15 protein-coding genes and 1 pseudogene are annotated in these 26,130 nt (G+C 66.2%); 11 read left to right on the top strand and 5 right to left on the bottom strand.

Annotated elements, in window-relative coordinates; genetic code table 11:
* Position 1: 1 nt before the first annotated feature.
* Complete coding sequence (locus LL962_RS15415; protein ID WP_104588336.1) at positions 2–517, top strand: hypothetical protein; 516 nt, start codon at positions 2–4, stop codon at positions 515–517.
* Between the two features lie 96 nt (positions 518–613).
* Here the strand turns inward: LL962_RS15415 and fdxA are convergent, their stop codons facing one another.
* The 5 genes from fdxA to LL962_RS15390 form a co-directional block, all read right to left on the bottom strand.
* The gene (gene fdxA / locus LL962_RS15410; protein WP_039404267.1) at positions 614–937 is read right to left on the bottom strand and encodes a ferredoxin FdxA; all 324 of its coding nucleotides are present in this window, start codon (positions 935–937) and stop codon (positions 614–616) included.
* Between the two features lie 482 nt (positions 938–1,419).
* Complete coding sequence (locus LL962_RS15405) at positions 1,420–2,298, bottom strand: 2-dehydro-3-deoxygalactonokinase (protein ID WP_228317541.1); 879 nt, start codon at positions 2,296–2,298, stop codon at positions 1,420–1,422.
* Complete coding sequence (locus tag LL962_RS15400) at positions 2,295–3,206, bottom strand: SMP-30/gluconolactonase/LRE family protein (protein WP_228317540.1); 912 nt, start codon at positions 3,204–3,206, stop codon at positions 2,295–2,297. Before LL962_RS15400 ends, LL962_RS15405 begins: the two co-directional genes overlap by 4 nt.
* Positions 3,200–4,348 carry a galactonate dehydratase gene (gene dgoD / locus LL962_RS15395; protein WP_104588339.1) on the bottom strand — a complete coding sequence of 383 codons (1,149 nt, stop codon included), beginning with the start codon at positions 4,346–4,348 and terminating at the stop codon, positions 3,200–3,202. Before dgoD ends, LL962_RS15400 begins: the two co-directional genes overlap by 7 nt.
* On the bottom strand, positions 4,345–4,977 hold the full coding sequence (locus LL962_RS15390) for a 2-dehydro-3-deoxy-6-phosphogalactonate aldolase (protein WP_228317539.1): 633 nt from the start codon (positions 4,975–4,977) through the stop codon (positions 4,345–4,347). The genes dgoD and LL962_RS15390 overlap by 4 nt, the downstream gene beginning before the upstream one ends.
* Positions 4,978–5,388: 411 nt before the next feature.
* Here LL962_RS15390 and LL962_RS15385 point away from each other — a divergent pair, with 411 nt between their 5' ends.
* The 10 genes and pseudogenes from LL962_RS15385 to LL962_RS15340 form a co-directional block, all read left to right on the top strand.
* A complete protein-coding gene (locus LL962_RS15385) occupies positions 5,389–6,360 on the top strand; it encodes a LysR family transcriptional regulator (RefSeq protein WP_104588341.1) in 972 nt (323 codons plus the stop codon).
* Positions 6,361–6,620: 260 nt separating this feature from the next.
* Entirely contained in the window at positions 6,621–9,554 is a 2,934-nt protein-coding gene (locus LL962_RS15380; protein ID WP_104588342.1) for a TonB-dependent receptor, read from the top strand.
* A gap of 454 nt (positions 9,555–10,008) precedes the next feature.
* Positions 10,009–12,732, top strand: coding sequence for a TonB-dependent receptor (locus tag LL962_RS15375; RefSeq protein ID WP_104588343.1), 2,724 nt, complete (start codon positions 10,009–10,011; stop codon positions 12,730–12,732).
* Positions 12,733–12,843: 111 nt separating this feature from the next.
* Positions 12,844–15,102 carry a sialidase family protein gene (locus tag LL962_RS15370; protein WP_228317538.1) on the top strand — a complete coding sequence of 753 codons (2,259 nt, stop codon included), beginning with the start codon at positions 12,844–12,846 and terminating at the stop codon, positions 15,100–15,102.
* 106 nt (positions 15,103–15,208) lie between these two features.
* Entirely contained in the window at positions 15,209–17,125 is a 1,917-nt protein-coding gene (locus tag LL962_RS15365) for a sialate O-acetylesterase (RefSeq protein WP_228317537.1), read from the top strand.
* An 11-nt stretch (positions 17,126–17,136) separates the two neighbouring features.
* Positions 17,137–18,858 (top strand): DUF5597 domain-containing protein, encoded by a 1,722-nt coding sequence (locus tag LL962_RS15360; protein WP_228317536.1) that lies wholly within the window; start codon positions 17,137–17,139, stop codon positions 18,856–18,858.
* Between the two features lie 181 nt (positions 18,859–19,039).
* Positions 19,040–21,943 (top strand): TIM-barrel domain-containing protein, encoded by a 2,904-nt coding sequence (locus tag LL962_RS15355; RefSeq protein WP_228317535.1) that lies wholly within the window; start codon positions 19,040–19,042, stop codon positions 21,941–21,943.
* A 91-nt stretch (positions 21,944–22,034) separates the two neighbouring features.
* Entirely contained in the window at positions 22,035–24,407 is a 2,373-nt protein-coding gene (locus LL962_RS15350; protein WP_228317534.1) for a glycoside hydrolase family 95 protein, read from the top strand.
* Positions 24,404–25,897 (top strand): xylulokinase, encoded by a 1,494-nt coding sequence (xylB, locus tag LL962_RS15345; RefSeq protein ID WP_228317533.1) that lies wholly within the window; start codon positions 24,404–24,406, stop codon positions 25,895–25,897. The genes LL962_RS15350 and xylB overlap by 4 nt, the downstream gene beginning before the upstream one ends.
* Positions 25,898–25,933: 36 nt before the next feature.
* Positions 25,934–26,130: pseudogene (locus LL962_RS15340) on the top strand (xylose isomerase); the annotation flags it as partial.

Here is a 26,130-nt window from a genome sequence, read left to right as displayed (position 1 = left end):
GATGCGTCATTCCGTTTCCCCCGTCCGCGTGCTATCGCTCGCGTTGCTGGCGACTGCCACCGTCGCCGCCACGAGCGGTTGCAGCTGGTTCAAGAAGGGCGCGCGCGGCGACTATGCGTTGGCGCCGGAGGCCCGCCCGTTGGAAGTGCCGCCGGACCTGAACCTGCCCGATACCTCCGGTGCGATGAAGGTGCCGAGCCTGGCCTCGACCACCCAGCAGACCAACACGCCGCCGTCGGCGAGCGCCAATAGCGGCTTCACCACCCCGGGCGAGCGCGATGAGGTGTTTGCCAAGGTGGGTGCGGCCCTGGCCGAGATTCCCGGCCTGACCATCGCCAGCAAGGCGCAGATGCTCGGCTCCTACGACGTGAGCTACGAGGGCTCCAGCTTCCTGGTGCGTGTGGTGAAGGTCGAGGCGGGCAGCTACGTGTCGGCGGTGGATCCGCGCGGCATGCCGGCCACGGCGGCCGCGCCGGTGGCGGTGATTTCCTCGCTGAAGAGCAAGCTCGGCGGCTGAGCGGGTTCAGCGATCCAGAACAGCGGAACGGGCGCCTTGGGCGCCCGTTTTGCGTTTGCTGCCGTGGCGGTGGCGCATTGAGCGCACCAGCGTGCCTCAGCGCTGCAGCAACGGCAGCTTGTTCGGCTTGCCATCCCATTCGGCGGCATCGGGCAGCGGTTCCTGGCGCACGGTCAGCACCGGCCAGGCCTTGGCCAGCTCGGCATTGAGGGCCACGAAGGCTTCCTGTCCCGCCGGTACGTCGTCTTCGGGGTAGATCGCGTTGGCGGGGCATTCCGGTTCGCAGAGGGTGCAGTCGATGCACTCGTCCGGATCGATGACCAGGAAGTTCGGGCCGACGTGGAAGCAATCCACCGGGCAGACCTCGACGCAGTCGGTGTATTTGCACTTGATGCAGTTTTCGGTGACAACAAAAGGCATGGCAGGATCCGGCGTTTAGCCTGTCGATTCTAAAGCAGTCGGGCGATGGGTGTGGGGTTGGTGATTTTTGGGGGGAGCGTGCGATTTTTTGCTGCAGCAGCTGCTTACTGTCCTGCGCAGGTGGTGCCCGTCGGCTAGTGAGGTCCGGCTGACGGCGGTGCGCGCTTTGAGCGATGTTGGGTGAGTTCGTCGAGTTGGCTGTCTGCCGCCGTACCCTCACCCCAACGCCCACTCTACGCCCCGGCCCGCGCTCGCGGCGCGGGCGCTCCAAGGCACGCGCGCCGGTGGCGCGTAAGCCGTGCCTTCTCGCCCCGCAGGGAGAGGGGCTTTAGTTCCTTCTCCCTTCGGGAGAAGGTGGCGCGCAGCGCCGGATGAGGGGGCGCCGCTGCAATCTTTGAGAGTTCGGCATGATGAACGCGTCGCCACGCGCCAGCCAGGTGAATCAACGACTGGCAGCATGATCAGATCCACTCATGCTGCTATCAAGCCAGCCCGCGCTGCCTGGCCAGTGCGAACAAGCCTGCGGCAGCCAGGTCTTCCGGGTGCAACTGGCTGTCAACGCCTAGATGCTGCAACGCCAGCGCATAGCGCTGCGCCAGCGCGGGACTGCCGACCAGATGCACGGTGGCGTGCGTGCCGCGCTGTTCACGCAATTCGTGTCCGATCAGTAGGCCCGACAGGTAGGAAGGCAGCGCCTGCGCATCCAGGCGGTCGAACAGGCCCAGCGTGCGGGTGCCGAACAGATGGTGGCTGAGCCCGCCCGGTTCGGCGCTGCGCTCGATGCCGAGCAGGAACGCGGCGGTGTCCAGATCGGCGTGGGCGTCGGGGATCAGCTTGCCCAGGATGCTGTGCTGGCACAGCACCGCATACAGCTCGCCGGTCATGACGGTGGCGAAGTCGGTCAGCTGGCCGTCGGCGAGCGTGGCCCACTTGCTGTGCGTGCCCGGCAGGCAAGCGACGTGCTCGCCCTGGCCCAGGCTGGCGAGCAGACCGACCAGCTGGGTTTCCTCGCCGCGCATCACATCGGGCACGCCGTTGTGTTCGCCGGTGCTGACGCCGGGCACGAACCACAGGGTGCGCCCGGGCAGCAGGTCGTCGTAGCGGCGCATCGCCGCGGCCAGGGCCGCGGTGTCGGCCGGGCAGGGCAGGTAGGCCTGTTCGACCCAGCCATTGCGGCTGCCGATCATGCCCGAGAGCAGCACCGGGCCTTCCCAGCCGTCGATCAATGCGCTCAGTACGGCGGCAAAGCGGTCCTGGCAGGCGAGGATGCCGTCGCTGCCGCGGCGGTGGTCGAGCACGGCACCGTTGGCGTCGAGCAGGTATGCGCGCAGGCTGCTGGTGCCCCAGTCGACGGCGATCATGCGCTGGCCACCCGGCTTTCGGGCAGGCCGGCGACGGCGAGGTCGCAGACGAACAGGCCGCCGGCCTCGGGCATGCGGGCCAGTTCCTCGGCGCTATGGTCCAGGCGCGAGGAGATCACATGCAGGCGGTCCAGCGTCGCGCCGCCGAAGGCGCTGCAGGTGGGGTGCTTGACCGGCAACTGCACGATCCGATCCACGCTGCCGTCCGGGCGATAGCGCACCACGCGCGAGGCACGCCATTGCGCATTCCACAGGTGGCCTTGGCTGTCGATGATGGAGCCGTCCGGCTCGGCATCGTCGCGATCCAGGGTGGTGAATACGCGGGTATTGCCGGCCTGCGCCGTTTCCGGGTCGTAATCGCAGCACAGGATCTGCGGGCGCACCGAATCGCAGTAGTACATGGTGCGGCCGTCCAGGCTGAAGCAGATCGAATTGGGAATGGACACGCCCGGCAACGGCAACGCGCGCAAGCCGTGCTTGAGCGAGAACTGATAGAGCGCTCCCCGTGCAGCCTTGCTGTCGTGTTCGTCCATGGTGCCGAACACCAGGTTGCCATGGCGGTCGGCGCGACCGTCGTTGCTGCGCGTGAGCGGGTTGTCGGTCTCGATATCGGCCAGCTTCTCGAAGGGCAGGGCATCGGCGTCGGTGCTGTCCGGATCGACGATGCCGACGGCCTTGGCCAGCGCGACCAGCACGCGGCCATCGTCCATCAGGCCGATGCATCCCGGGCGATCTGGCAGCGTCCAGTAGCGCGACTGCGCAGTGGCCGGGTGATGCCGCCACAGGCGCTTCTCGCTGATGTCGACCCAGTACAGCGCCTGGCGCTGTTCGCACCACAGCACGCCTTCGCCGTGCGTGCAACGGCTGTCGACCGACAGCACGGCGGTATGTTCGGGCGGACTCACCATTCGGCGATGCTGCCGTCGGCGTGACGCCACACCGGGTTGCGCCAGTCCGGCGGGTTCTCGTTGGCGCGCTTGAGCATGTCTTCGTCGATCTCCACACCGAGCCCGGGCTTGGGCAGGGCGGCAATGCTGCCATCGACGCAGTGAAAATCTTCTTTGTTGACGACGTAATCGAGCAGGTCGGCGCCTTCGTTGTAATGGATGCCGATGCTCTGTTCCTGCAGCACCGCATTGTGCGAGACGAAGTCCACGTGCAGGCACGCCGCCAGCGCGATCGGGCCGAGCGGGCAGTGCGGGGCGAAGCCGACGTCGTAGGCCTCGGCCATGGCGGCGATCTTGACGCATTCGGTGATGCCGCCGGCATGCGACAGGTCCGGCTGCACCATCTGGATGCCGCCGGTGCACAGCACGTTCTTGAACTCGAAGCGCGAGAACATGCGCTCGCCGGCCGCCAGCGGAATCGAGGTGCTCGCGGCCAGGCGCGGGTAGTATTCGGCCTGCTCGGCCAGCACCGGTTCTTCCACGAACAGCGGTTTGAACGGCTCCAGTTCGCGCAACAGCGCCTTGGCCATCGGCGCGCCGACGCGGCCGTGGAAGTCGATGCCGAAGTCGATGGTGTTGCCGAAGGCGGCGCGGATTTCCGCCACCTTGACCACGGCGGCGTCGACTGCGCGCGCGCTGTCGATCAGCTTCATCTCTTCGGTGCCGTTGAACTTGAAGGTGTCAAAGCCGAGCGCGCGATAGTCGGTGATCTGCTGGATGATGGCACCGGGGCGGTCGCCGCCGACCCAGCGGTAGGTCTTCATGCGATCGCGCACCAGGCCACCCAGCAGTTCGTACACCGGCACGCCCAACGCCTTGCCCTTGATGTCCCACAGCGCCTGGTCGATACCGGCGATGGCGCTCATCAGGATGGCGCCGCCGCGGTAAAAGCCGGCGCGGTACATGGTCTGCCACAGGTCGTTGATGCGCGCCGGGTCCTTGCCGACGATGTAGCCGGCCAGTTCGTGCACGGCGGCTTCCACCGAACGCGCGCGGCCTTCGATGACCGGCTCGCCCCAGCCGGTGATGCCCTCGTCGGTTTCGACCTTGAGGAACAGCCAGCGCGGTGCGGCGTGGTAGGTGGTGAGGCGGGTGATCTTCATCCTTGCAGTTCCTGGTAGGCCTGCACGAACGCGCGTGCATGCGTCTGGGTCGTTTCGAGGGATTGGCCGGGTTTGTACAGTTCGCCGCCGATGCCGGCACCGGCGGCACCCTGCGCCATGAAGCCGGTCAGGGTCTGCGGGCTGACGCCGCCGACCACGTAGACCGGGATGTGCGTGGGCAGCACCGAACGCAGCGCGCGCACGTGCGCCGCGCCATAGGTGGCTGCCGGGAACAGTTTGAGGACCTGCGCGCCGGCATCGATGGCATCGAAGGCTTCGCTGGCGGTGGCGAAACCGGCCACCACGGTCAGGCCGCGCGACACCGCATGACGAATCAGCGATGGCCGCGTATTCGGCGTGACGATGAAGCGCGCGCCGATGTCGGCCAGGGTGTCGACGTCCTCGTTGCGCAGCACGGTGCCGGCGCCGATCCAGGCGCGCTCCCCATAGGTCTGTTGCGCGAGCGCAATGCTCTGCTCCCAGCGCGGCGAGTTGAGCGGGATCTCGATCGCATCGAAGCCGGCGTCGATCAGCGCGCCGACATGGGCCAGCGTGTCTTCCGGCGTGATGCCGCGCAGGATGGCGACCAGGGGCAGGGAGAACAGGCTGGCAGTGGTATCTGAAGTCATGCGGTTACTCGCGAGAGAGCGGAAAGCGAGCATTGCCGGCCCGATGGGGCCACAATGGTCGGAAGAGCGTGCGCAACTGCGCAGGCGCGGCGCCCGGAGGCGATCCGGCACCAACGCCGCGGTGCAATGCGATACGAACGGGGGCCGCGACAGGGTGGGGCGATGCGCGCATGCATGGCGCTACGGCCCGCAGGTGGCCGACAAGCTGCCGTCATCGTCTTGCACCTCCGCGGTTGTGGCGTGCGTGTTGCCATCCGGTCGGGATGGGTCACGTCTGTTCTGGCCGCGCCTGGGAGCGCTGAGGCTCTGGTTGCGGCGAGCGCTAGCCTCGCGCGGCGAGATATGTGCGGCAAATGAAATTTTCGGCATATTCTATTCCTCCGACGAATACACGGCCGCGACCGCACTCCCATGGCAAATTCCGGTACACCCTGGTTCAACGCAGCTCGCCTCAAGACCCGTCAGCTGCTGTTGCTGCTGCATCTGCACGAGCAACGCTCGGTGCTGCGCGCAGCCGAAGCCGCCAGCATGACCCAGCCGGCCGCCTCCAAGCTGCTGGCTGAAATGGAAGACATGCTGGGGGTGAAGCTGTTCGAGCGGCATGCCCGTGGCGTCGAGCCGACCTGGTACGGGCATGTGCTGATCCGTCGCGCCCGCGCGGCGATGTCGGAGATCGGCCGCGCGCAGGAAGAAATTGCGGCGCTGCGTGCCGGGCGGATGGGGCAGGCCTCGATCGGTACCGTGGTCAATCCCGGCACCAACCTGGTGCCGCAGGCCATTGCCGAGGTCAAGCGCGAGTTTCCGGACATCCTGGTACGGGTGGAGATGGATTACAGCCGTCCGTTGGTGGCCAAACTGCTGGACGGACAGCTGGACATCGTGATCGGCCGCATCCTCGGGCCCGAAGGCGTGGGCGAGCTGGAATTCGAGCCGCTGGCCGACGAGCCGCATTCGGTGATCGCACGTGCCGGCCACCCCCTGGCCAGCCGTGCCGGGCTGCAGCACGTGGACCTGGTGCGACATGGCTGGATCCTGCCGCCGGCCGACAGCGTGCTGCGCGCGCGGCTGGATTCGATGTTCATGGAACATGGCGTACAGACGCCGACCAACGCCATCGAAACTTCCTCGTTGCCGGTCACCTCGACCCTGTTGCGCGGCACCGACATGCTCACCGCCTTGCCGGTGGAGTCGGTGGCGCCGCTGATCCAGGCAAAGCTGCTGACCGTGCTGCCGATCGAACTGGGCGTGCGCATGGAATCGTTCGGCATCATCCGGCGACGCGACTATGTCCTGCCGCCGGGAGCCGAGCGCATTCTGCAGGCGCTGCGCACCACGGCGCGGCGCCTGTATCCCGGCTTGCGCGGGCCGGAATCCTTTGTCTGACCGAACTCTTCCATATCTATTCCTTAAATGCATACCTTGCCGTGAATTTTTCATTGGCTGACGGTAGAGCACACGCCTATATCTGTGCGCCAGATCGCACGCTGAAGCGCACGTGAAGTCGGGCAGGTGATCGGCGGCCCAGCTGCCAAGTAGAGAGAGAGCAGGCATCGGGCGCCAATGTCCGGTTCCACATTGATCACGCGGCGCATTGCTGCCGCGACAACCAGTCTTCAGTCGTTTGCGTCCTGGGAGGGATTCGGATGTACAAGTTTTCAAGCCATGCCTCGGCAGGGACGGGCGTGCGTGCGCGTCGTTTGCAGCCACTGCGTCATTCCGCCATGGCGATCAGCATCGGGTTGCTGCTGGCTGCGCCGGCGTACGCGCAGCAGCAGGCGCCATCCACGCGCGGTGGCGCGTCCAATACCGGCGCCAGCGCCGTGGACCTGGATACGGTCGAGGTGCGTGGCGTGCGCGCCAGCCTGATCAAGTCGCAGGTGATCAAGCGCGATGCCGCGCAGATCGTCGATTCGGTCAGTGCCGAAGACATCGGTGCCTTGCCCGACCGCAGCGTCACCGAGACGCTGCGGCGCGTCAGCGGCGTGACCATCGATCAATTCGCTGCGCGCAGCGATCCCGATCACTTCTCCGCCGAAGGTAGCGGCGTGATGATCCGCGGTCTGACCCAGGTGCGCGGCGAACTCAACGGGCGCGACATCTTCAGCGCCGGTAGTGGCCGTGGCCTGAGCTTCGAGGACGTTCCGGCGGAACTGATGGCCGGCGTGGACGTGTACAAGAATCCGTCGGCCGAAATCATCGAGGGCGGCCTGGGCGGCACGATCAATCTGCGCACCCGCATGCCGTTCGACAATCCGGGCCGGATCATCGGCGGCAACGTCGACGTCAACTACGGCGACATGAGCAAGAAGTACAAGCCGTCGGCATCGTTCCTGTTCAGCGACCGCTGGCAGACCGGCGTGGGCGAAATGGGTTTCATGTTCGACATCGCGCATTCGGAACTGGCCACCCGTTCGGACGGCATCCAGACCGAGCCGTACGTTCGCCGCACCGATGCGCCAGTGCTGGCGGGCAGCAATCGTAGCGAGGTCTACGTGCCGGGCGGCGTCAACTGGCGGCAGCTGGACTACGAACGCAAGCGCAACGGCATCGCGGCCTCGTTCCAGTGGCGTCCCAGCGATTCCACCGAGATCTATGCGCAGTACCTGCGGTCGCGCTACGACATGAACTGGCAGGAGCGCGCGGCGTTCTTCAACGATGGCACCAACAACATCGTTCCGGCGCCGGGCACCACCTTCCGCTACGACCAGGATGGCGTGTTCCAGAGCGGCTCGCCTTCTTCCAACTCCTGGCGTGGCCTGCTCACCGGCGACGGCGTGCGCTTCAACACCGACAACCGCTACTCCGCGCAGCGCACCACCACTTCGGATCTGTCGGTGGGCTTCAGCCATTACCTCAACGACAACCTGCAACTCAAGGGCGATCTGCAGCTGGTGCAGTCGGAGAACGACCAGCTGGATTTCACCGTCTTCAGCGCGATCTACCTGCCGGGGCTGAGCTACGACGTGTCCGGCCGCTATCCGCGTATCACCATTGCCGATCCGGCGTTCGCGGGAACCCAGTCCAATTATTTCTGGGCTGCGGCGATGGACCACCTCGGCAGGAACGAGGGGCGCCAATTCTCTGCGCGCGTGGACCTGGAATACACCTTCCAGGACAGCGACTGGTTGCGCTTTGCGCGCTTCGGCATGCGCTCCACCGACCGCAACCAGATCAACAAGAACTCCGGCTACAACTGGGGCGTGCTGTCGGACAACTGGGCCGCGGTGCCGGGCACGCCCAACGGGCTGGCGACGATGTCGCAGTTCCTGCCCAACGAGTCCTCGCAGTTCGCCTTTTCCAACTTCTTCCGCGGCAAGGTTGCCGTTCCAAGCAACCTGTACTTCCCCAACGGCGGGCTGGCCACCAACTACGCCCGGGCTTCGCAGCTGCTGTCGCAGCAGATCGTCGCGCTGCGTGGCTCGGGTTGGGCGCCGGACATGTATCGGCCCCAGGACACCAACAACCAGTTCGAACGCACCCAGGCCGCCTACATGGTGGTGTACTTCGGCAACGACGAAGCGTTGGGGGTACCGGTGGACGGCAACGTCGGCGTGCGTGTCGTGCAGACCAAGGCCGAGGCCGAAGGCTTCGGCCAGTTCCAGGACATGAGCCAGCTCAACGTGACGCCGGAGCTGCAGGCGCGCTACCGAGGGCAGTACTTCGAGAACAATTCGCAAGGCAGCTATACCAACGTGTTGCCCAGCCTCAACCTGCGCGCGCGCCTGACCGATTCGCTGCAGTGGCGTGTCGCCGCTTCCAAGGCGATGGCGCGACCGGACTACACCCAGCTGCAGCCGTTCATCCTGCTGTCGGTGGATACCGATGCGTCGGGCAATCCGATCGGCTTCGTGGGCTCGGCCGGCAATCCCATGCTCAAGCCGATGCGGGCCAATCAGTTCGATACTGCGCTGGAGTGGTACTTCGATACCAGCGACATGCTGTACGCCACGCTGTTCTACAAGAAGGTGAAGGACTACTTCGCCACCCAGAACCGCACCGAGATCTACGACAACCGCGAGTGGCTGGTGACCCGGCCGTACAACATGGACGAAGGCACCATCCGTGGTGCGGAGCTTGGCTACACGCAGTTCTTCGATTCGCTGCCGGGTTGGTTGAGCGGATTCGGCGTCAATGCCAACTTCACCTTCGTCGACAGCCGGGGCGGCGTGAACACTGCGACCGATCCGTACACGCGTACCAACGTCACCGGGGTGCAGCTGCCGCTGGAGGGTTTGTCGCGGCGCAGCTACAACCTGGCCGGTATCTACGAGAAGGGACCGCTCTCGTTCCGTCTGGCCTATAGCTGGCGCTCGCGCTACCTGCTGACCACCAGCGACGCGGCCACGCGCCTGCCGACCTGGTCGGACGACTACGGCCAGCTCGACGGCTCGTTCTTCTATCGTTTCAACGAACATCTGCAATTGGGCGTCCAGGCCAACAACCTGACCAACACCGAGACCAAGGTGTTGATGGGGCCGACGTCGTATGCCGACGGCGCGGTGGACACGCGCTTGTATACGCGCAGCCAGTTCGTCAACGACCGGCGCTATTCGCTGGTGCTGCGCATGAATTGGTAAGCCACACAGTCTCGCTCCATGCATCGATCCTTCGATGCATGGAGTGGTGGTGCGAGCATGGCCCTGCGGGTTCTGCGTAGTTGCATGGCGGCCACGCGCCGCAGGGCGGTGGGGATCCCGTGGTGGGTGCCGCTCCCGCACTGTGCGCGCAATTGCACGGTCGCGCCCGCCACTGCGATACTGTGGGCCATCACCGATGATGTCGGGAGGCGCAAAGCCTCTCGGCAACGCTATGTAATTTGAGAATACGTTTACACGAATAATTCATTGGTGCGGCATTGCAGCCGCATCCTATGCTCCCGGCGCACCAGCCAGGTAGGCCGCTTCAGGTCTACCACGCATCCAGCGACCGCGGCCAACGCCGCACGGATGCGGGCCAGCGACAACGACAGGGCGGGCACTCACGCACCAGCCCGGAAAAATCAGTAGTACATGCGTCCTGGGAGGGAGCTCCATGTCATTGCAACATCGCCACATTCCGGCAGGCCGGACTGTGGGTCAGCGTTCGATCCGTGATTTCCGCCGTTCGGTGATGGCTGTCAGCGTGGCTGCGCTGCTGAGCGCGCAGGCCTATGCGCAGGACGCATCGGTTCCTGCCGCGCCGGCCTCCGAGGCCACCACCCAGCAGCTGGACACGGTGCAGGTCACCGGCACCCGCAGCAGCGTCACCAAGGCGCAGCTGGTCAAGCAGAACGCCGAGCAGATCGTCGATTCCATCGTTGCCGAAGACATCGGCAAGCTGCCCGACAACAACGTCGCCGAAGCGCTGCAGCGCATCTCCGGCATCCAGATCTCGCGCAACTACGGCGAAGGCAGCTCGATCGCCATTCGCGGCCTGACCCAGGTGCGCACCGAGCTCAATGGCCGCGACATCTTCACCGCCAACGACGGCCGTGGCCTGAGCTTCGAGGACGTGTCGGCCGAACTGCTCGGCGGCGTCAATGTGTACAAGAATCCGTCGGCCGACATGATCGAAGGCGGCCTGGGCGGCACCGTCGATCTGCGTACGCGCCTGCCGTTCGACTACGACGGCCGCAAGATCGCCGGCAGCGTGCAGTACAACCATTACGACCTGGCCGACGACGGCAAGCCGGCGTTCTCGGGTCTGTTCAGCGATCGCTGGCAGACCGGCATCGGTGAGATCGGCATCCTGGTGAATTACTCGCAGCAGAAGAGCCCGTTCCGCCAGGACACCATTTCGATCGAACCGTGGTTCGTGCAAACCGATCTGCCCGGCTTTGCGGGGCAGGGCGTAGCGGTGCCGCGCGGCGCGGGCATCAACACCACCATCGGCGAGCGTGAGCGCAAGACCGGCGCATTCGCGATGCAGTGGCGCCCCAACGATGCAGTGGAGGTCTATACGCAGGTCCTGCGCTCGGACTACGACTTCAGCTGGCACGACTATTCGTTCTTCGCGCTGACCGGTGGCACCCCGATCCAGGGTTTGCCGGGCATCCAGGTCAATGGCCGCAACGAGTTCGTCAACGGCTCGTTCCAAAACGTGCCGACCGAATCCAACACCAGCCTGACCGAGCGGCATTCGGTGACCACCGATTACTCGCTGGGCGCCAAGTGGACGGTCAACGAGAAGCTGACCCTGAGTACCGACTTCCAGTATGTCGATGCCACCACCAAGGGTACGCGCTACATCGTATCCACCGGTCAGGACACCAGTCCGCAATTCAATGTGGACTTCCGCGGCGATCTGCCACGCCTGTCGGTGACCGACGCCAGCGGCGCGGAAGGTTACCTGGCCGACGTCAACAACTACGACGGCTGGCGCTGGCATCTGGACAACAAGGACGACAACACCGGCACCGAGTTCGCCTGGCGGTCGGACATGGACCTGGCGTTCGACAGCGACTTCGTGCGCAGCTTCAAGGCCGGCGTGCGTTACACCGATCGCGATGCCGAGACCAAGGGCAACGTATGGCGCTTCATGTGCCTCAACGACTGCTCCGGCACGCCGTTCTCGCAGTTCCCCAGCATCGCGCTGACGACCAATCCGATCACCGATTTCTTCCGTGGGAAGAGCAGCACCTTCGGCCCGACCTTGACCGCTGCCGATTCGGTGGTGGCCAACTACGAGCAGAGCCTGGCGACCTTCGGAGCCACCCCGCTGCAATTTGCGCCCAACAACATCAATACGCAGAACGAGAAGACCTACGCCGCCTACGGCGTGCTGCGCTTCGGCGTGGATGGCGATATCCCGTTCGACGGCAACATCGGCGTGCGCGTGGTGCGTACCGAAGTCGGCTCGCAGGGTGTGCGTACCGGCACCGATGCCGAAGGCGGCGGCCTGATCCCGGTGGATGCCCAGCAGACCTACACCGACGTGCTGCCGAGCCTGAACCTGCGTTGGATGCTGAGCAACCAGTTGCAATGGCGCTTCGCCGCTTCGCGCGGTATCTCGCGCCCGACCTTCGATCGCCTCAATCCGAATCTGAGCCTGAGCACCGGTACGTCTTCCAGCGGCGCCTCGACCTTCACCGGCAACGCGGGTAACCCGAGCCTGGAAGCGGTCAAGGCCGATCAGTTCGATACCGCGCTGGAGTGGTATTTCGGCCAGGGCTCGATGATGTACGGCACCGTGTTCTACAAAAAGGTGGAAGGCTTCATCGCCAACGCGGTCTTCAATGAGGTGTACGACGGTCAGGTGTGGCAGATCACCCGCCCGGTCAATGGCGATGCAGGCAGGATCCGCGGCGCGGAACTGGGGTACACGCAGTTCTTCGACTTCCTGCCGGGCTGGTTGAGCGGCTTCGGCCTGCAGACCAACTACACCTATGTCGACAGCGAGGCGCCGAGCCCCACCGCCACCGACACCAACGGCCAGGCCTTGACGGTGCCGCTGGAAGGCCTGTCCAAGAACAGCTACAACGCGATCCTCAGCTACGAAAACTCGCGCTTCCAGGGCCGTGTGGCCTACAACTGGCGCAGCGACTGGCTGGTGACCACCGCGGGCAACGGCACCGGCAACCTGCCGGTCTACAACAAGGGCTTCGGCCAGCTGGATGCCTCGCTGCGTTTCAACCTCAATGAAGTGTGGTCGATCTCGCTCGATGGCGTGAATCTGCTCGATACCCGTCGCGAGAGCTATCTGGGTGTGGAGTCGCGCTACCGCGACTTCGTGATCAACGATCGTCGGTATGGCCTGACGTTGCGGGCCAGCCTGTAGAACGCGCCGTAGGAAGTGCGTCTCCGGTCCGGCGAGCTGTGCAGGCAGCTCGTCGGACCGGTGTTTTTCCTGTCGATGGCCTTGCCGTCGATCGCGAGGGGAGCCGGAGGAATGATCACCTTGATCGATCCGCCTACTAAGCGCCGCCTTTTCGCAGCACATGCGTGGCTGACTACCGTTCGCCTGACGCTGGTGTTGCTCTTCGTGACATCCGTAGCCCCCGCGGCCGAGCCCGCTGTACCGGCGCCGTATCACTGGCGCAGCGTCGCCATCGGCGGCGGCGGCTTCGTCACCGGGGTGTTGTTCCATCCCGCCGAGCGCGATCTTGCCTATGCCCGCACCGATGTCGGTGGAGCCTATCGCTGGGATGCGGGTGCACAGCAGTGGGTGGCGCTGACCGATTGGCTGGGTGCCGACGACTGGAACCTGATGGGGATCGATGCGTTCGCGGTCGACCCTGCCGACCCCGAGGCCATCTATCTGGCGGCGGGCACCTATATGCACGAACGCGCCGGCAATGCCGCCGTGCTGCGCTCGTTCGATCGCGGCCGCAGCTTCCAGCGCACCGCGTTGCCGTTCAAGCTGGGCGGCAACCAGCTCGGGCGCGCCAACGGCGAGCGGTTGGCGGTGGACCCGCACGACGGGCGGGTGCTGCTGCTGGGCTCGCGCGACGCCGGGCTGTGGCGTAGCGACGACCGTGGCGCGCGGTGGTCGCGGGTGACCACGTTTCCTGCCGATGCCTTTGCCGGCGCGAGCGCGCGCAACCATGTAGGACAGGCGCAGGCGGTGGGCATCGCCTTCGTGGTGTTCGACGCGGCCAGCGGGAAGGCCGGCGCACCGACGCCGCGCATCTATGTCGGCGTGTCCACCGAACAGACCAGCCTGTACGTCTCCGACGATGCCGGCCGCACCTGGTCCGCAGTGGCCGGGCAGCCCCAGGGGCTGCGCCCCAGCCACATGGCCGGCGGCAGCGACGGACACTGGTACCTGAGCTATGGCGACCAGCCCGGCCCGGACCTGATGGCCGGCGGCGCGCTGTGGAAGTACACCCCGGCGCAGGCGCGCTGGGACGAGATCAGCCCGCTCGCGCAACCAGTCAGCGGCGCTGGCTTCGGCTGGGGCGCGGTGGCGGTGGATCCGCAACAGCCGCAGGTGGTCCTGGCCAGTACCTTCCGCCGCCACACCCCGCGCGACGAGATGTTCCGCAGCACCGACGGCGGACGCAGCTGGGCACCGGTGCTGGCCGGGGCACGGTTCGATCACAGCACCGCGCCCTGGACCGCGCAGGCCACCCCGCACTGGATCGGCGCGTTGGCGATCGACCCGTTCGACCGCAATCATGCGTTGTTCGTCACCGGCTACGGCATCTGGGCCTCGCGCAATCTGCACGATGCCGCCGGCAGCGCGCAGCCGGTGCAATGGTGGTTCCAGGACCGCGGGCTGGAAGAAACCGTGCCGCTGGATCTGCTCAGCCCGATGGCCGGCGCGCACCTGCTCAGCGCGCTGGGCGATATCGACGGCTTCCGCCATGACGACCTGGATGCCGCGCAGCTGCAGTATCGCGGGCCGCGGCTGACCAACGGCGAGAGCATCGATGCGGCCGGGCAGAAACCATCGACGGTGGTGCGCAGCGGTACCGTGCGCAATCGCCGCAACAACGAAATCCGCGCGCTGTATTCGCACGATGGCGGAGCCCACTGGAGCGCGTTCGCCAGCGAGCCGCCGGCCGGGCAGGGCGCCGGCACGATCGCCATTGGCGCCGATGCGGCGCAGGTGGTGTGGGCGCCGGAGCATGGCGGCAACTGGCGCAGCTCCGATTTCGGCAGGCACTGGCAGCGCGTGCAGGGGCTGCCCGATACCGCCGTGGTGGTGGCCGATCGGGTCGATGCGCGGCGCTGGTATGCGGTCGATGTCGCCAGTGGCCGCCTGTACGTGAGCACCGATGGCGCGCTCAGCTTCCGCGATACCGGGCAGCGGGTGGGCGACCCGGCGCGCGATGGGCGGACCCGCCCGCAGCTGCGCCCCGACCCGTGGCGCGCAGGCGTGGTGTATCTGAGCAATCCCTCGCTGGGGGTGATGCGCTGGCGCGATGGCCAACTGCAGACCTTGGCAAGGCTGGACGAAGCGCGTTCGCTCGGTATCGGCAAACCAATGCACGACGGCGCGCCGCCGGCGCTGTATCTGGCAGGACGCGTGGCCGGCGTGGATGGCATCTTCCGCTCCGACGACGAAGGCGCGCACTGGCTGCGCATCAACGACGACGCGCACCGCTTCGGCAGGCCGTACAGCGTGACCGGCGATCCGCGTCTGCCGGGCCGGGTGTACTTTGCCACCGGCGGGCGTGGCATCTTCTACGGCGATCCGCAATGAGCGCGCCGGCCCTGCGCGCATCATCGCGCGGTTCCAGCGTGTCCATCCTCGTCCCCCGTCGCATCGTGGCGCGCCGACCGGCTGCGCCGCCCCTGGAGATCACTGCATGACCGTTAGCTTCGTCCGCCGCGCCTGTCTGCTGGGCCTGATGCTGGGTAGCCCGCTGGCCTGCGCACAGCCTTCGCTGCCGCTGTTGTTCGGTGACGGTGCGGTGCTGCAGCGCGACCAGCCGATGCCGGTATGGGGCTGGTCCACGCCGAACGCGACCATTCGCGTGGACTTCGACGGCAAGCGCGCCACCACCAGGGCCGACGCCCAGGGCGCATGGAAGGTCAGTCTGCCGGCGCACGCCGCCGGCGGTCCCTATGTGCTGAGCGTGCAGGGCGATGGCGGGCAGTTGCAGGTCCGCGATGTGCTGGTCGGCGATGTCTGGCTGGCCAGCGGTCAATCCAACATGGAATGGCCGTTGGCGCAGGCCAGCGACGGCACGCAGGCGGTGGCTGCGGCCAACGATCCGCAGCTGCGGCACTTCAAGGTGCCCAAGTCGTGGTCGGTGCGACCCGAGACGCGCCTGGCCGGCGGCGAGTGGAAGGCGGCGACGCCGGCCACCGCCGGCGAATTCTCCGCAGTGGGCTACTTCTTCGCCAAGGAGCTGCGCGCCAGTACCGGCGTGCCGATCGGCATCGTCAACAGCACCTGGGGCGGCAGCGCGATCGAGGCGTGGATGGATGCCGCCTCGCTGGGGCTGAGCGCCGACCAGAACCAGGGGGCCATCGAGGCGATCAAACAGCGCGACGCCGCGGCGCAGGCCGCCACCGGCAAGCGCATCGCGCGCTGGCCCAAGGTCGAAGGCGATACCCCGCAGTGGCGCGAGCCGGGCTTCGACGACAGCGACTGGGACAGCATCCCGACCAACCAGCAATGGGAGGCCAGCGGCTTCGATGGCATGGATGGCATTGCCTGGTACCGCACCACCTTCACCTTGACGGCTGCGCAAGCCAAGGCCGGCATCGCACTGGGCGTGGGTCAGATCGACGACTCTGACATCACCTACGTCAACGGCCAGCAGGTGGGCAGCACCGAAAAGCAGTGGAACCTGCCGCGCGTCTACCAGGTGCCGGCCGCGGCGCTGAAGGCCGGCGTCAATCACATCGCGGTGCGCGTGGAAGATCTCAGCGGCGGCGGCGGCATGCATGGCCCGGATGAGCAGCGCTTCGTGCAGACCAACGACGGCGCCAAACGTGCCTTGAGTGGCTGGAAGTTCCGCCCGGCGGCGGTGCGCGTCTCATTGGCCGACAACAAAAATCAACTGCCGACGCTGCTGTACAACCAGATGATCCATCCGTTGCAGCCGTTCCCGGTCAAGGGCGTGATCTGGTACCAGGGCGAAACCAATGCCAGCGAGAGCGGTGCGTTGAAATACCGCGAACAGTTCGCCGCCATGATCCAGCAGTGGCGCTCCGAACGTGGCCAGAAGGCCCTGCCGTTTTTGTGGGTGCAGCTGGCCAACTTCAAGGCTGGCGGCGACAAGGGCGAGCTGAGTCCGTGGGCGCTGCTGCGCGAGTCGCAGTCCAGGACGCTGGCGCTGCCGGCGACCGCGCAGGCGGTGATCATCGATATCGGCAATCCCACCGACATCCACCCCACCAACAAGCGCGATGTCGGGCATCGCCTGGCGCTGGCTGCACGGCACGTGGCCTACGGCCAGACGCTGGTGTACAGCGCTCCGGTGTTCGAGCGCGCGCGATTTACCGACGGCAAGGCCGAGCTGGAGTTCGATCTGCAGGGCAGTACGCTGCAGGTACGAGGCGGCGGCGCACCACAGGGCTTTCGCATCGCCGGCGCCGACCGTCGCTTCCATCCGGCCACTGCGCGGATCGAGGGCGACCGCATCGTGGTGCGCAGCGATGCGGTACCTGCGCCGGTCGCGGTGCGTTATGGCTGGAGCGAGAACCCCGACGACGCCAACCTGATCAACCGCGACACCCTTCCTGTTTCCCCATTTCGCACCGATACCTGGTGACACGGAGTCCTATGTCCATGCAGATCCCCGTCGCACGCCCCATCACCGCATCGCGCTGCCTGCGTCCGCTGCTGCTGTCTGCGCTGACGCTTGCCCTGGCCGCATGCCAATCCGGCGACCAGGGCGATGCCGCAAAACCGGCCGCCACCACGCCAACGGCGACGGCGCCGGCCACGAACCAGGCGCAGGCCGAACAGAGCCCGATGCCGCAGTTCGTCAGCAAGGATGGCAAGCATGCGTTGATGGTCGACGGCGCCCCGTTCCTGATTCTCGGCGCGCAGGTCAACAACTCCAGCAACTATCCCGGCATCATGGACAAGGTGTGGCCGGCGATGCAGGTGTTGGGCCCCAACACCGTGCAGGTGCCGATCGCCTGGGAGCAGGTGGAACCGGAAGAAGGCAAGTTCGATTTCTCCTTCGTCGATACCTTGCTCAGCCAGGCGCGCGAGCACAAGGTGAAGCTGGTGCTGCTGTGGTTCGCCACCTGGAAGAACAACAGCCCTTCCTACACACCGCTGTGGGTCAAGGCAGACAATCAACGGTTCCCGCGCGTGATCACCCGTGAGGGCAAGGCGATCGGTTCGTTGTCGCCGCATGCGCAGGCTACCCTGGACGCCGACCGCAAGGCCTTCGTCGCCTTCATGCAGCACCTCAAGAAGGTGGATCCGCAGCACACCGTCATCATGATCCAGCCGCAGAACGAGCCGGGTACCTATGGCAGCGTGCGCGACTTCTCGCCGATGGCGCAGAAGCTGTTCGACGGCCCGGTGCCGGAAGAACTGCTCAAGCGCCTGAACAAGCAGCCCGGCAGCTGGGCGCAGGTGTTCGGCGCCGATGCCGATGAAATCTTCCATGCCTGGTCGATCGGCCGTTACATCGACCAGGTGGCCGAAGCCGGCAAGGCCGAGTACCCGTTGCCGATGTACGTCAATGCCGCCTTGCGCGGCCCGTTCAATCCGGGCCAGCCCGGCCAGTACGCCAGCGGCGGGCCCACCGATAACGTGCTGGACGTGTGGAAGGCCGCCGGCCCGCATATCGACCTGCTGGCGCCGGACATCTACATGCCGGAATACCGCATGTACACCACGGTGCTGGACCGCTATGCGCGCCCGGACAATGCCTTGTTCGTGGCCGAAACCGGCAACCGCCCGGAGTACGCGCGTTATCTGTTCCCGGCGCTGGGCAAGGACGGCATCGGTTGGTCGGCGTTCGGCATCGATTTCAGCCGCTACTCCAACTATCCGCTGGGCGCCAAGCACGTCAACGAAGAGACCCTGGCGCCATTCGCACTGGGCTACCAGGCGGTCAGCATGGGCATGCGCCCGTTCGCCAAGGCCTCGGCCGAAGGCAAGCTGCACGGCACCGCCGAAGAGCCCGGCCAGGCGGTGCAGGAGCTCAGGCTCAACGATCGCTGGAGCGCCACCATTACCTACGGCGTGCCGCAGTTCTGGTACAAGGGCGACCCGCCGGGCAACCCGGAGCCGATCGGCGCGGCGTTGATCGCCGAGTTGGGCCCGGACGAATTCCTGGTCACCGGCCACCACGCGCGCGTGACCCTGCACCCGGCGGGCGACGCCACTGCCAACATGATCTACGAACGCGTCGAGGAGGGCGTGTACGAGGGCACGCAGTGGAAGTTCCAGCGCAACTGGAATGGCGACCAGACCGATTACGGCGTCAATTTCTCCAGCGTGCCGCAATTGCTCAAGATCAAGCTCGGCACCTACAAGTAACCACGATCCACGGCCGCCGCGCTGTCGTGGCAGACGCGGACGGCGCCAGGAAGCGGCAGCGGTCGACCGACCTTGCCGTGTCTGCACGTCGTCCCCGCCCGCGCCGCGGTCGGCTGTCGGATCGTCGAACCCATGCAGCGCTGCCCCCGCAGCGCCGTTCCGCCATTCAAAGGGAGTGACCATGCAAACCACCATCCGTTCCGCCAGCGCCGCGCCTTCCAACCGGCGTACGCCGCTCGCCCACTGCCTGGCGTTGTCGCTGGCCTTGTTGGCCAATGCCGCGCACGCGCAGGAAGTGCGCAAGGCCGCCGATGGCGTCACCGTGGTGCCCAGCACCAAGGGCGCCGCTGCGGTGCGGCTGCAGGTGGTCGATGCCGGCATCATCCGCGTCAGCGCCGATCCCGATGGCGATTTCGCGCGCAGCCCCAGCCTGATGCGGGTGCCGGTGCAGGGCGACACCGCGTTCCAGCTGGCCGAGCAGGGCGACAGCGTGCAGCTGAAGACCGGCAAGGTCACTGCCACCGTCTCAACCGTCGACGGCCAAGTCAGCTTCGCCGATGCCAACGGCAAGCCGGTGCTGTCGGAAGTGGCCGGCGGGCGCAGCTTTGCGCCGCTCAAGGTCGAAGGCAAGCAGTACCTGAGCGTGCGCCAGCGCTTCCAGTCGCCCGACGATGAAGCCTTGTACGGCTTCGGCCAGCACCAGCAGGGCTGGATGAACCAGAAGGGCCGCAACGTCGAACTGCAGCAGAACAACATCGACATGGCGGTGCCTTACCTGGTGTCCAGCCGCAATTACGGCCTGCTCTGGGACAACAACTCGATCAGCCGCCTGGGCGACCCGCGCGGTCTGCAGCCGCTGCCCAAGACGCTCAAGCTGTACGACGCCAAGGGCAAGGCCGGCGCGCTGACCGCCCGCTACGCCATCAACGGCAAGCAGGTGCTGGAGCGGCGCGAGAGCGAGGTGAACTATCAATACCTCAGCGACCTGACCAAGTTCCCCAAGAAGGCGATCACCAAGGACAAGGACAGCCGCATGCAGGTCAGCTGGGAGGGCGAGATCGAAGCGCTCACCGGCGGCGAGCACAGCTTCTCGCTGTACTCGAGCGAGTACGCCAAGCTGTACGTGGATGGCAAGCTGGTGATCGATCGCTGGCGCCAGAACTGGAACCCGTGGAATCACGAGTTCACCCTCGATCTGCAGCCGGGCCAGCGCCACACCGTCAAGATCGAATGGGATCTGATCGACCCCAGCTACATCGCGCTGCTGCACCGCGATCCGCTGCCTGCCGCCGAAGCCAAGGACCTGTCGCTGTGGTCCGAAGCAGGTCAGATGATCGACTACTACTTCGTTTCCGCCGATTCCTACGACCAGGCCGTGGCCGGCTACCGCGAACTCACCGGCAAGTCGGTGATGCTGCCCAAGTGGGCGTATGGCTTCTGGCAAAGCCGCGAGCGCTACAAGAGCCAGGACGAGCTGGTGGGCGCGGTGGCCGAATATCGCAAGCGCAAGCTGTCGCTGGACAACATCGTGCTCGATTGGTCGTACTGGCCGGAAGACGCCTGGGGCTCGCACGATTTCGATCCGCAGCACTTCCCCGATCCGGACGGCATGGTCAAGGCCGTGCACGACATGCACGCGCAGATCATGATTTCGATCTGGCCCAAGTTCTATCCCACCACCGCCAACTACAAGGAACTGGATGCGGCCGGTTTCATGTTCAAGCGCAATGTCGAAGTGGGCGAGCTGGACTGGATCGGCAAGGGCTACAAGAACTCGTTCTACGATCCGTATTCGGAAAAGGCGCAGGCGATCTTCTGGCGCCAGGTCAACGAAAAGCTCAACAGCAAGGGCTTCGATGCCTGGTGGATGGACGCCGACGAGCCGGACGTGCATTCCAATCTCGACATCGGCGAGCGCAAGGCGCGTACCACGCCCAACGCGCTGGGTTCGTCCACCGAGTACTTCAATTCCTATCCCTTGCCGCACACCCACGGCGTGTACGTGGGCGACCGCGCGGCCGACGACAAGCGCGTGTTCATCCTCTCGCGCAAGGGCTATGCCGGCACCCAGCGCAACGCGGTGGCGGTGTGGAGCGGCGATATCGTCTCGCGCTGGGACGACCTGCACGAGCAGATTTCCGCTGGCGTGAACATGGCGCTGTCGGGCCTGCCCAACTGGACCTTCGACATCGGCGGCTTCGCGGTGGAGAAGCGCTACGAGAGCCAGGATCCGGCGCACCTGCCCGAATGGCGCGAGCTCAATACGCGCTGGTTCCAGTTCGGCGCGTTCGTGCCGATCTTCCGCTCGCACGGCCAGTTCCCGTATCGCGAGATCTGGAACATCGCCCCGGAAGGCACGCCGTTCTACGAGAGCATGGCCTACTACAACCGCCTGCGTTATGCCTTGCTGCCGTACATCTACAGCCTGGCCGGTGACACCTACCAGCGCGATGGCGTGATCATGCGCGGCATGATGATGGACTTCCCGAACGATCCCAAGGTCCGCGACATCAACGATCAGTACCTGTTCGGGCCGGCGTTCCTGGTCGCACCGGTGACCCGCTTCGGCGCCACCTCGCGGCAGGTCTATCTGCCGGCCGGCAGCAGCTGGCTGGATTTCGCCACCGGCAAGCGGTACGAGGGCGGCCAGAGCATCGAAGCGGCTGCGCCGATCGAGCGCATGCCGCTGTTCGTGCGTGCCGGTTCCATCGTGCCGACCGGCCCCGTGCAGGAATACGTGGACCAGAAGCCGGATGCACCGCTCACCGTGGTGGTCTATACCGGCGCCGATGGCCAGTTCTCGCTGTACGAGGACGACGGCAAGGGCTACGGCTACGAGAAGGGCGAGTTCAGCCGCATTCCGCTGGTCTGGAACCAGGCCAAGGGCGAGCTGAGCATCGGCAAGCGCGAAGGCAGCTGGACCGGCATGCAGGCCAGCCGCACCATCAAGGTGCGCTTCGTCGACGGCCCGCGCGCCGATGCCGGTGCGCTGGAACCTGCGACCGACACCAGCGTCCAGTACGACGGCAAGCCGGTCAGCGTGTTGCAGCGCAAGATTGCGTCCGGCAAAGCGCGTCGCCGATGATCGCAGGCTGTCTTCAGTCGATGAGCAAGCAGATGCCGGAACGCCGCAAGGCAGTTGCGAGCGGTTCCGGCAGGGCAGTGCGGCGGTGGCCGTGCTGACCCGTCGCGAACTGTGCAAGGCAACCGGAGCCGCTGTCGCGGTCCTGGGTGCCGCGCCGGTGATCGCACATGCCGCGCAGTCGTCGAAAGCCACCGCGTTGCCGCCGGTGGCCGCAGCGGATGCATTGCAGTTGTGGTATCGCGAACCCGCCAGCGAATGGGTGGAGGCGTTGCCGGTCGGCAACGGACGACTGGGTGCGATGGTGTGGGGCGGCATCGCGCATGAGCGCCTGCAGCTCAACGAAGACACGCTGTATGCAGGCGGTCCCTACGACGCCACCAGTCCGGATGGACTGGCGGCGTTGCCGAAGGTTCGCGAGCTGATCTTCGCCGGCCGCTACGCCGACGCCGAGCGACTGGCCGACGCCAGCATGCTGTCGCGTCCGCTCAAGCAGATGCCGTATCAGCCGTTGGGCGATCTGCTGCTGGATTTCGATCGCGCCGATGGCATCAGCGACTACCGTCGCCAGCTCGACCTGGACACCGCGGTGGCCACTACCACCTTCCGCTCCGGTGGCGCGCTGCATCGGCGCGAGGTGTTCGTCTCCGCGCAGTCGCAATGCATCGTGGTGCGCTTGTCGTGCGACCGTCCTGGTGCGATTTCGTTGCGTGTCGGCATCGACAGCCCGCAGACCGGTGAGGTGACGGCGGAGCAGGGCGGCCTGCTGTTTCACGGTCGCAATAGCGGCTTCGCCGGTATCGAGGGCAAGTTGCGGTTCGCCTTGCGGGTGCTTCCGAAGATCACCGGTGGCACGGTCAGCCAGGTGCGCGACCGCCTGCGGATCGACGCTGCCGATGAAGTGGTGTTGCTGCTGACCGCCGGGACCAGTTATCGACGCTTCGATGCGGTCGATGGTGATCCGCTTGCGTCGACCTCGGAAAGCCTGCATAAGGCGGCCGGATTCGATTATCCCGCCTTGCTGCGCGCGCACCTGGCCGATCATCGGCGCCTGTTCCGGCGCGTGGCGATCGACCTGGGCAGCAGCGATGCCGCGCAGTTGCCGACCGATCAGCGCGTGCGGCGCTTTGCCGACGGCAACGATCCGGCATTGGCCGCGCTGTATCACCAGTACGGGCGTTACCTGTTGATCTGCAGCTCGCGGCCCGGCACCCAGCCGGCCAACCTGCAAGGCATCTGGAACGACCTGATGCAGCCGCCGTGGGAAAGCAAGTACACCATCAACATCAACACCGAGATGAACTACTGGCCCAGCGAGGCCAACGCATTGCACGAATGCGTCGAACCGCTGGAATCCATGCTGTTCGATCTGGCCCAGACCGGCGCGCATACCGCGCGCACGCTGTACGACGCACCCGGCTGGGTGGTGCACAACAATACCGATCTGTGGCGCCAGGCCGGGCCGATCGATGGCGCCAAGTGGAGCCTGTGGCCGATGGGCGGGGTCTGGTTGCTGCAGCAGCTGTGGGACCGCTGGGACTATGGCCGCGACCGTGCCTACCTGAGCAAGATCTATCCGCTGTTCAAGGGCGCCGCGCAGTTTTTCGTCGCCACCCTGGTGCGCGACCCGCAGACCGGCGCGATGGTGACCAACCCCTCGATGTCGCCGGAAAACCAGCACCCGTTCGGTGCGGCGGTGTGCGCCGGGCCCACCATGGATGCGCAGCTGCTGCGCGATCTGTTCGCGCAATGCATCGCCATGAGCAAATTGCTCGATGTCGATGCGGAGCTGGCCCAGCAACTGGCCGCCTTGCGCGAGCGGTTGCCGCCCAACCGCATCGGCAAGGCCGGGCAGTTGCAGGAGTGGCAGCAGGACTGGGACATGCAGGCGCCGGAGATCCATCACCGCCACGTCTCGCACCTGTACGCCTTGCATCCGTCCAGCCAGATCAATCTGCGCGATACCCCCGAACTGGCCGCGGCCGCGCGGCGTTCGCTGGAAATCCGCGGCGACAACGCCACCGGCTGGGGCATCGGCTGGCGGCTGAACCTATGGGCACGGCTGGCCGATGGCGAACATGCGTATCGCATCCTGCAGCTGCTGATTTCGCCCGAACGCACCTACCCGAACCTGTTCGATGCCCATCCACCGTTCCAGATCGATGGCAACTTCGGCGGCACCGCCGGCATCACCGAAATGCTGCTGCAAAGCTGGGGCGGCAGCGTATTCCTGTTGCCGGCCGTGCCCAAGGCATGGCCGCGCGGCAGCGTACGTGGCCTGCGTGTGCGCGGCGGCGCCAGCGTCGATCTGGAATGGGACGCCGGTCGCTTGCGGCAGGCACGCCTGCACAGCGATCGTGGCGGGCGCTATCAACTGTCCTATGCCGGGCAGACCCTGGACCTGGAACTGGGCGCAGGCCGCACCCAGCAGGTGGGACTCAACAACAACCGATTGGTGACGCAATGAGCTTGTACGTAGGACTGGACGTGGGCACACAGAGCGTCAAGCTGGTGGCCTACGATCCGCAGGATCGCGCGGTGGTCGCCACCATTGCCGCGCCGATGGAGCTGATCAGCCGCGACGACGGGACCCGCGAGCAGCAGGCGCAGTGGTGGATCGACGGCATCGTGCACTGCTTCGCGCAGCTCGATGCCGAACAGCGTGCGCGCGTGCGCGGCATCTCCGTCTCCGGCCAGCAGCACGGCTTCGTGCCGGTGGCGGCCGACGGCAGCGTCACCGCGCCGGTGAAACTGTGGTGCGACACCAGCACCGCGCTGGAATGCGACGAGATCATGGACGCGGTCGGCGGCGCCGCCGGCAGCGTGGCGGCCGCAGGCAATCCGATCCTGGCCGGGTATACCGCCTCCAAACTGCCATGGACGCGCAAGCACCGCCCCGAGGCGTATGCGGCCATGACCACGGTGATGCTGCCGCACGACTACATCAACTTCTGGCTGACCGGCGAGCGCTTTGCCGAAGTCGGCGATGCCTCCGGCACCGGTTGGCTGGACGTGCGCACCCGGCAGTGGTCCGAGCGCATGCTGGGCGCGGTCGATGCGCAGCGCGATCTGCGCACGGCCTTGCCGCCGCTGGTGGAGACCGGCGCGGTGTATCCGTTGTCCGACGCCGCTGCCACCGCGTTGAACCTGCCGGCTGGCGTGCGCGTCACCACCGGTGGCGGCGACAACATGATGGCCGCCATCGGCACCGGCAATGTGGTGCCGGGGCGTCTGACCATGAGCCTGGGCACTTCCGGCACGCTGTTCGCCTACGCCGATCACCCGGTGGTGGACGACGATGCGCGCTGGGCCGCGTTCTGTTCCTCCAGCGGCGGCTGGCTGCCGCTGATCTGCACGATGAACTGCACCGTCGCCACCGAGGCGGTGATGCGCATGTTCTCCATCACCCGCGAGCAGACCGAGGCGATGATCGCCGACACCGCGCCGGGTGCCGATGGACTGGTACTGCTGCCGTTCTTCAACGGCGAGCGCACTCCCGATCTGCCGGCCGCGCGCGGCTGCCTGTTCGGCATGGACCTGCACAACACCACCGCCGCGCATTTCTACCGCGCCGCGATGGAAGGCGCCACCTACAGCCTGCGCAACGGCTTCGACGCCTTCGTCGCTGCCGGCCTGCAGTTCGATACCATCCTGCTCACCGGCGGCGGCAGCAAGAGCGCGCAGTGGCGGCAGATGGTGGCCGACATCTTCGACCTGCAGGTCGTGGTGCCGACCCAGCCCGAAGGCGCTGCCTTCGGCGCCGCACTGCAGGCGCTGTGGGCCTGCGACCGCAACGATGGCAGCGACGCCGCGTTGTCGGAGGTGGTGCTGGAGCATCTGCAGGTGGACGATACGCTTGGCGCGCAGCCCGACCCGCAGCGCGTCGCCCAATATCGGCAGCACTACCAGACCTTCCTCAAGCATCTGCACGTCGTCAGCCCGCTTTACGCCGGCTGATTCATCACTCCCCCAGTACCAAGGACATCACACCCCATGAGCAACACCGTGTACATCGGCGCCAAGGAATACTTCCCCGGCATCGGCAAGATCGGCTTCGAAGGCCGCGACTCGGACAACCCGCTGGCGTTCAAGGTCTACGACGCCAACAAGAAAATCGGCGACAAGACCATGGCCGAGCACCTGCGCTTTGCCGTGGCCTACTGGCACAGCTTCTGCGGCAACGGCGCCGA

It is taken from the genome of Xanthomonas sp. NCPPB 1067, from assembly GCF_020783795.1.
Lineage (GTDB): Bacteria > Pseudomonadota > Gammaproteobacteria > Xanthomonadales > Xanthomonadaceae > Xanthomonas > Xanthomonas melonis.
This window is presented reverse-complemented; position numbering and strand designations above follow the sequence as displayed.

Excerpts from the sequence above, each read along its gene's own strand:
- LL962_RS15415 (WP_104588336.1), top strand. The coding sequence starts at position 2 with ATGCGTCATTCCGTTTCCCCCGTCCGCGTGCTATCGCTCGCGTTGCTG.
- fdxA (WP_039404267.1), bottom strand. The coding sequence starts at position 937 with ATGCCTTTTGTTGTCACCGAAAACTGCATCAAGTGCAAATACACCGAC.
- LL962_RS15405 (WP_228317541.1), bottom strand. The coding sequence starts at position 2,298 with ATGATCGCCGTCGACTGGGGCACCAGCAGCCTGCGCGCATACCTGCTC.
- LL962_RS15400 (WP_228317540.1), bottom strand. The coding sequence starts at position 3,206 with ATGGTGAGTCCGCCCGAACATACCGCCGTGCTGTCGGTCGACAGCCGT.
- dgoD (WP_104588339.1), bottom strand. The coding sequence starts at position 4,348 with ATGAAGATCACCCGCCTCACCACCTACCACGCCGCACCGCGCTGGCTG.
- LL962_RS15390 (WP_228317539.1), bottom strand. The coding sequence starts at position 4,977 with ATGACTTCAGATACCACTGCCAGCCTGTTCTCCCTGCCCCTGGTCGCC.
- LL962_RS15385 (WP_104588341.1), top strand. The coding sequence starts at position 5,389 with ATGGCAAATTCCGGTACACCCTGGTTCAACGCAGCTCGCCTCAAGACC.
- LL962_RS15380 (WP_104588342.1), top strand. The coding sequence starts at position 6,621 with ATGTACAAGTTTTCAAGCCATGCCTCGGCAGGGACGGGCGTGCGTGCG.
- LL962_RS15375 (WP_104588343.1), top strand. The coding sequence starts at position 10,009 with ATGTCATTGCAACATCGCCACATTCCGGCAGGCCGGACTGTGGGTCAG.
- LL962_RS15370 (WP_228317538.1), top strand. The coding sequence starts at position 12,844 with ATGATCACCTTGATCGATCCGCCTACTAAGCGCCGCCTTTTCGCAGCA.
- LL962_RS15365 (WP_228317537.1), top strand. The coding sequence starts at position 15,209 with ATGACCGTTAGCTTCGTCCGCCGCGCCTGTCTGCTGGGCCTGATGCTG.
- LL962_RS15360 (WP_228317536.1), top strand. The coding sequence starts at position 17,137 with ATGTCCATGCAGATCCCCGTCGCACGCCCCATCACCGCATCGCGCTGC.
- LL962_RS15355 (WP_228317535.1), top strand. The coding sequence starts at position 19,040 with ATGCAAACCACCATCCGTTCCGCCAGCGCCGCGCCTTCCAACCGGCGT.
- xylB (WP_228317533.1), top strand. The coding sequence starts at position 24,404 with ATGAGCTTGTACGTAGGACTGGACGTGGGCACACAGAGCGTCAAGCTG.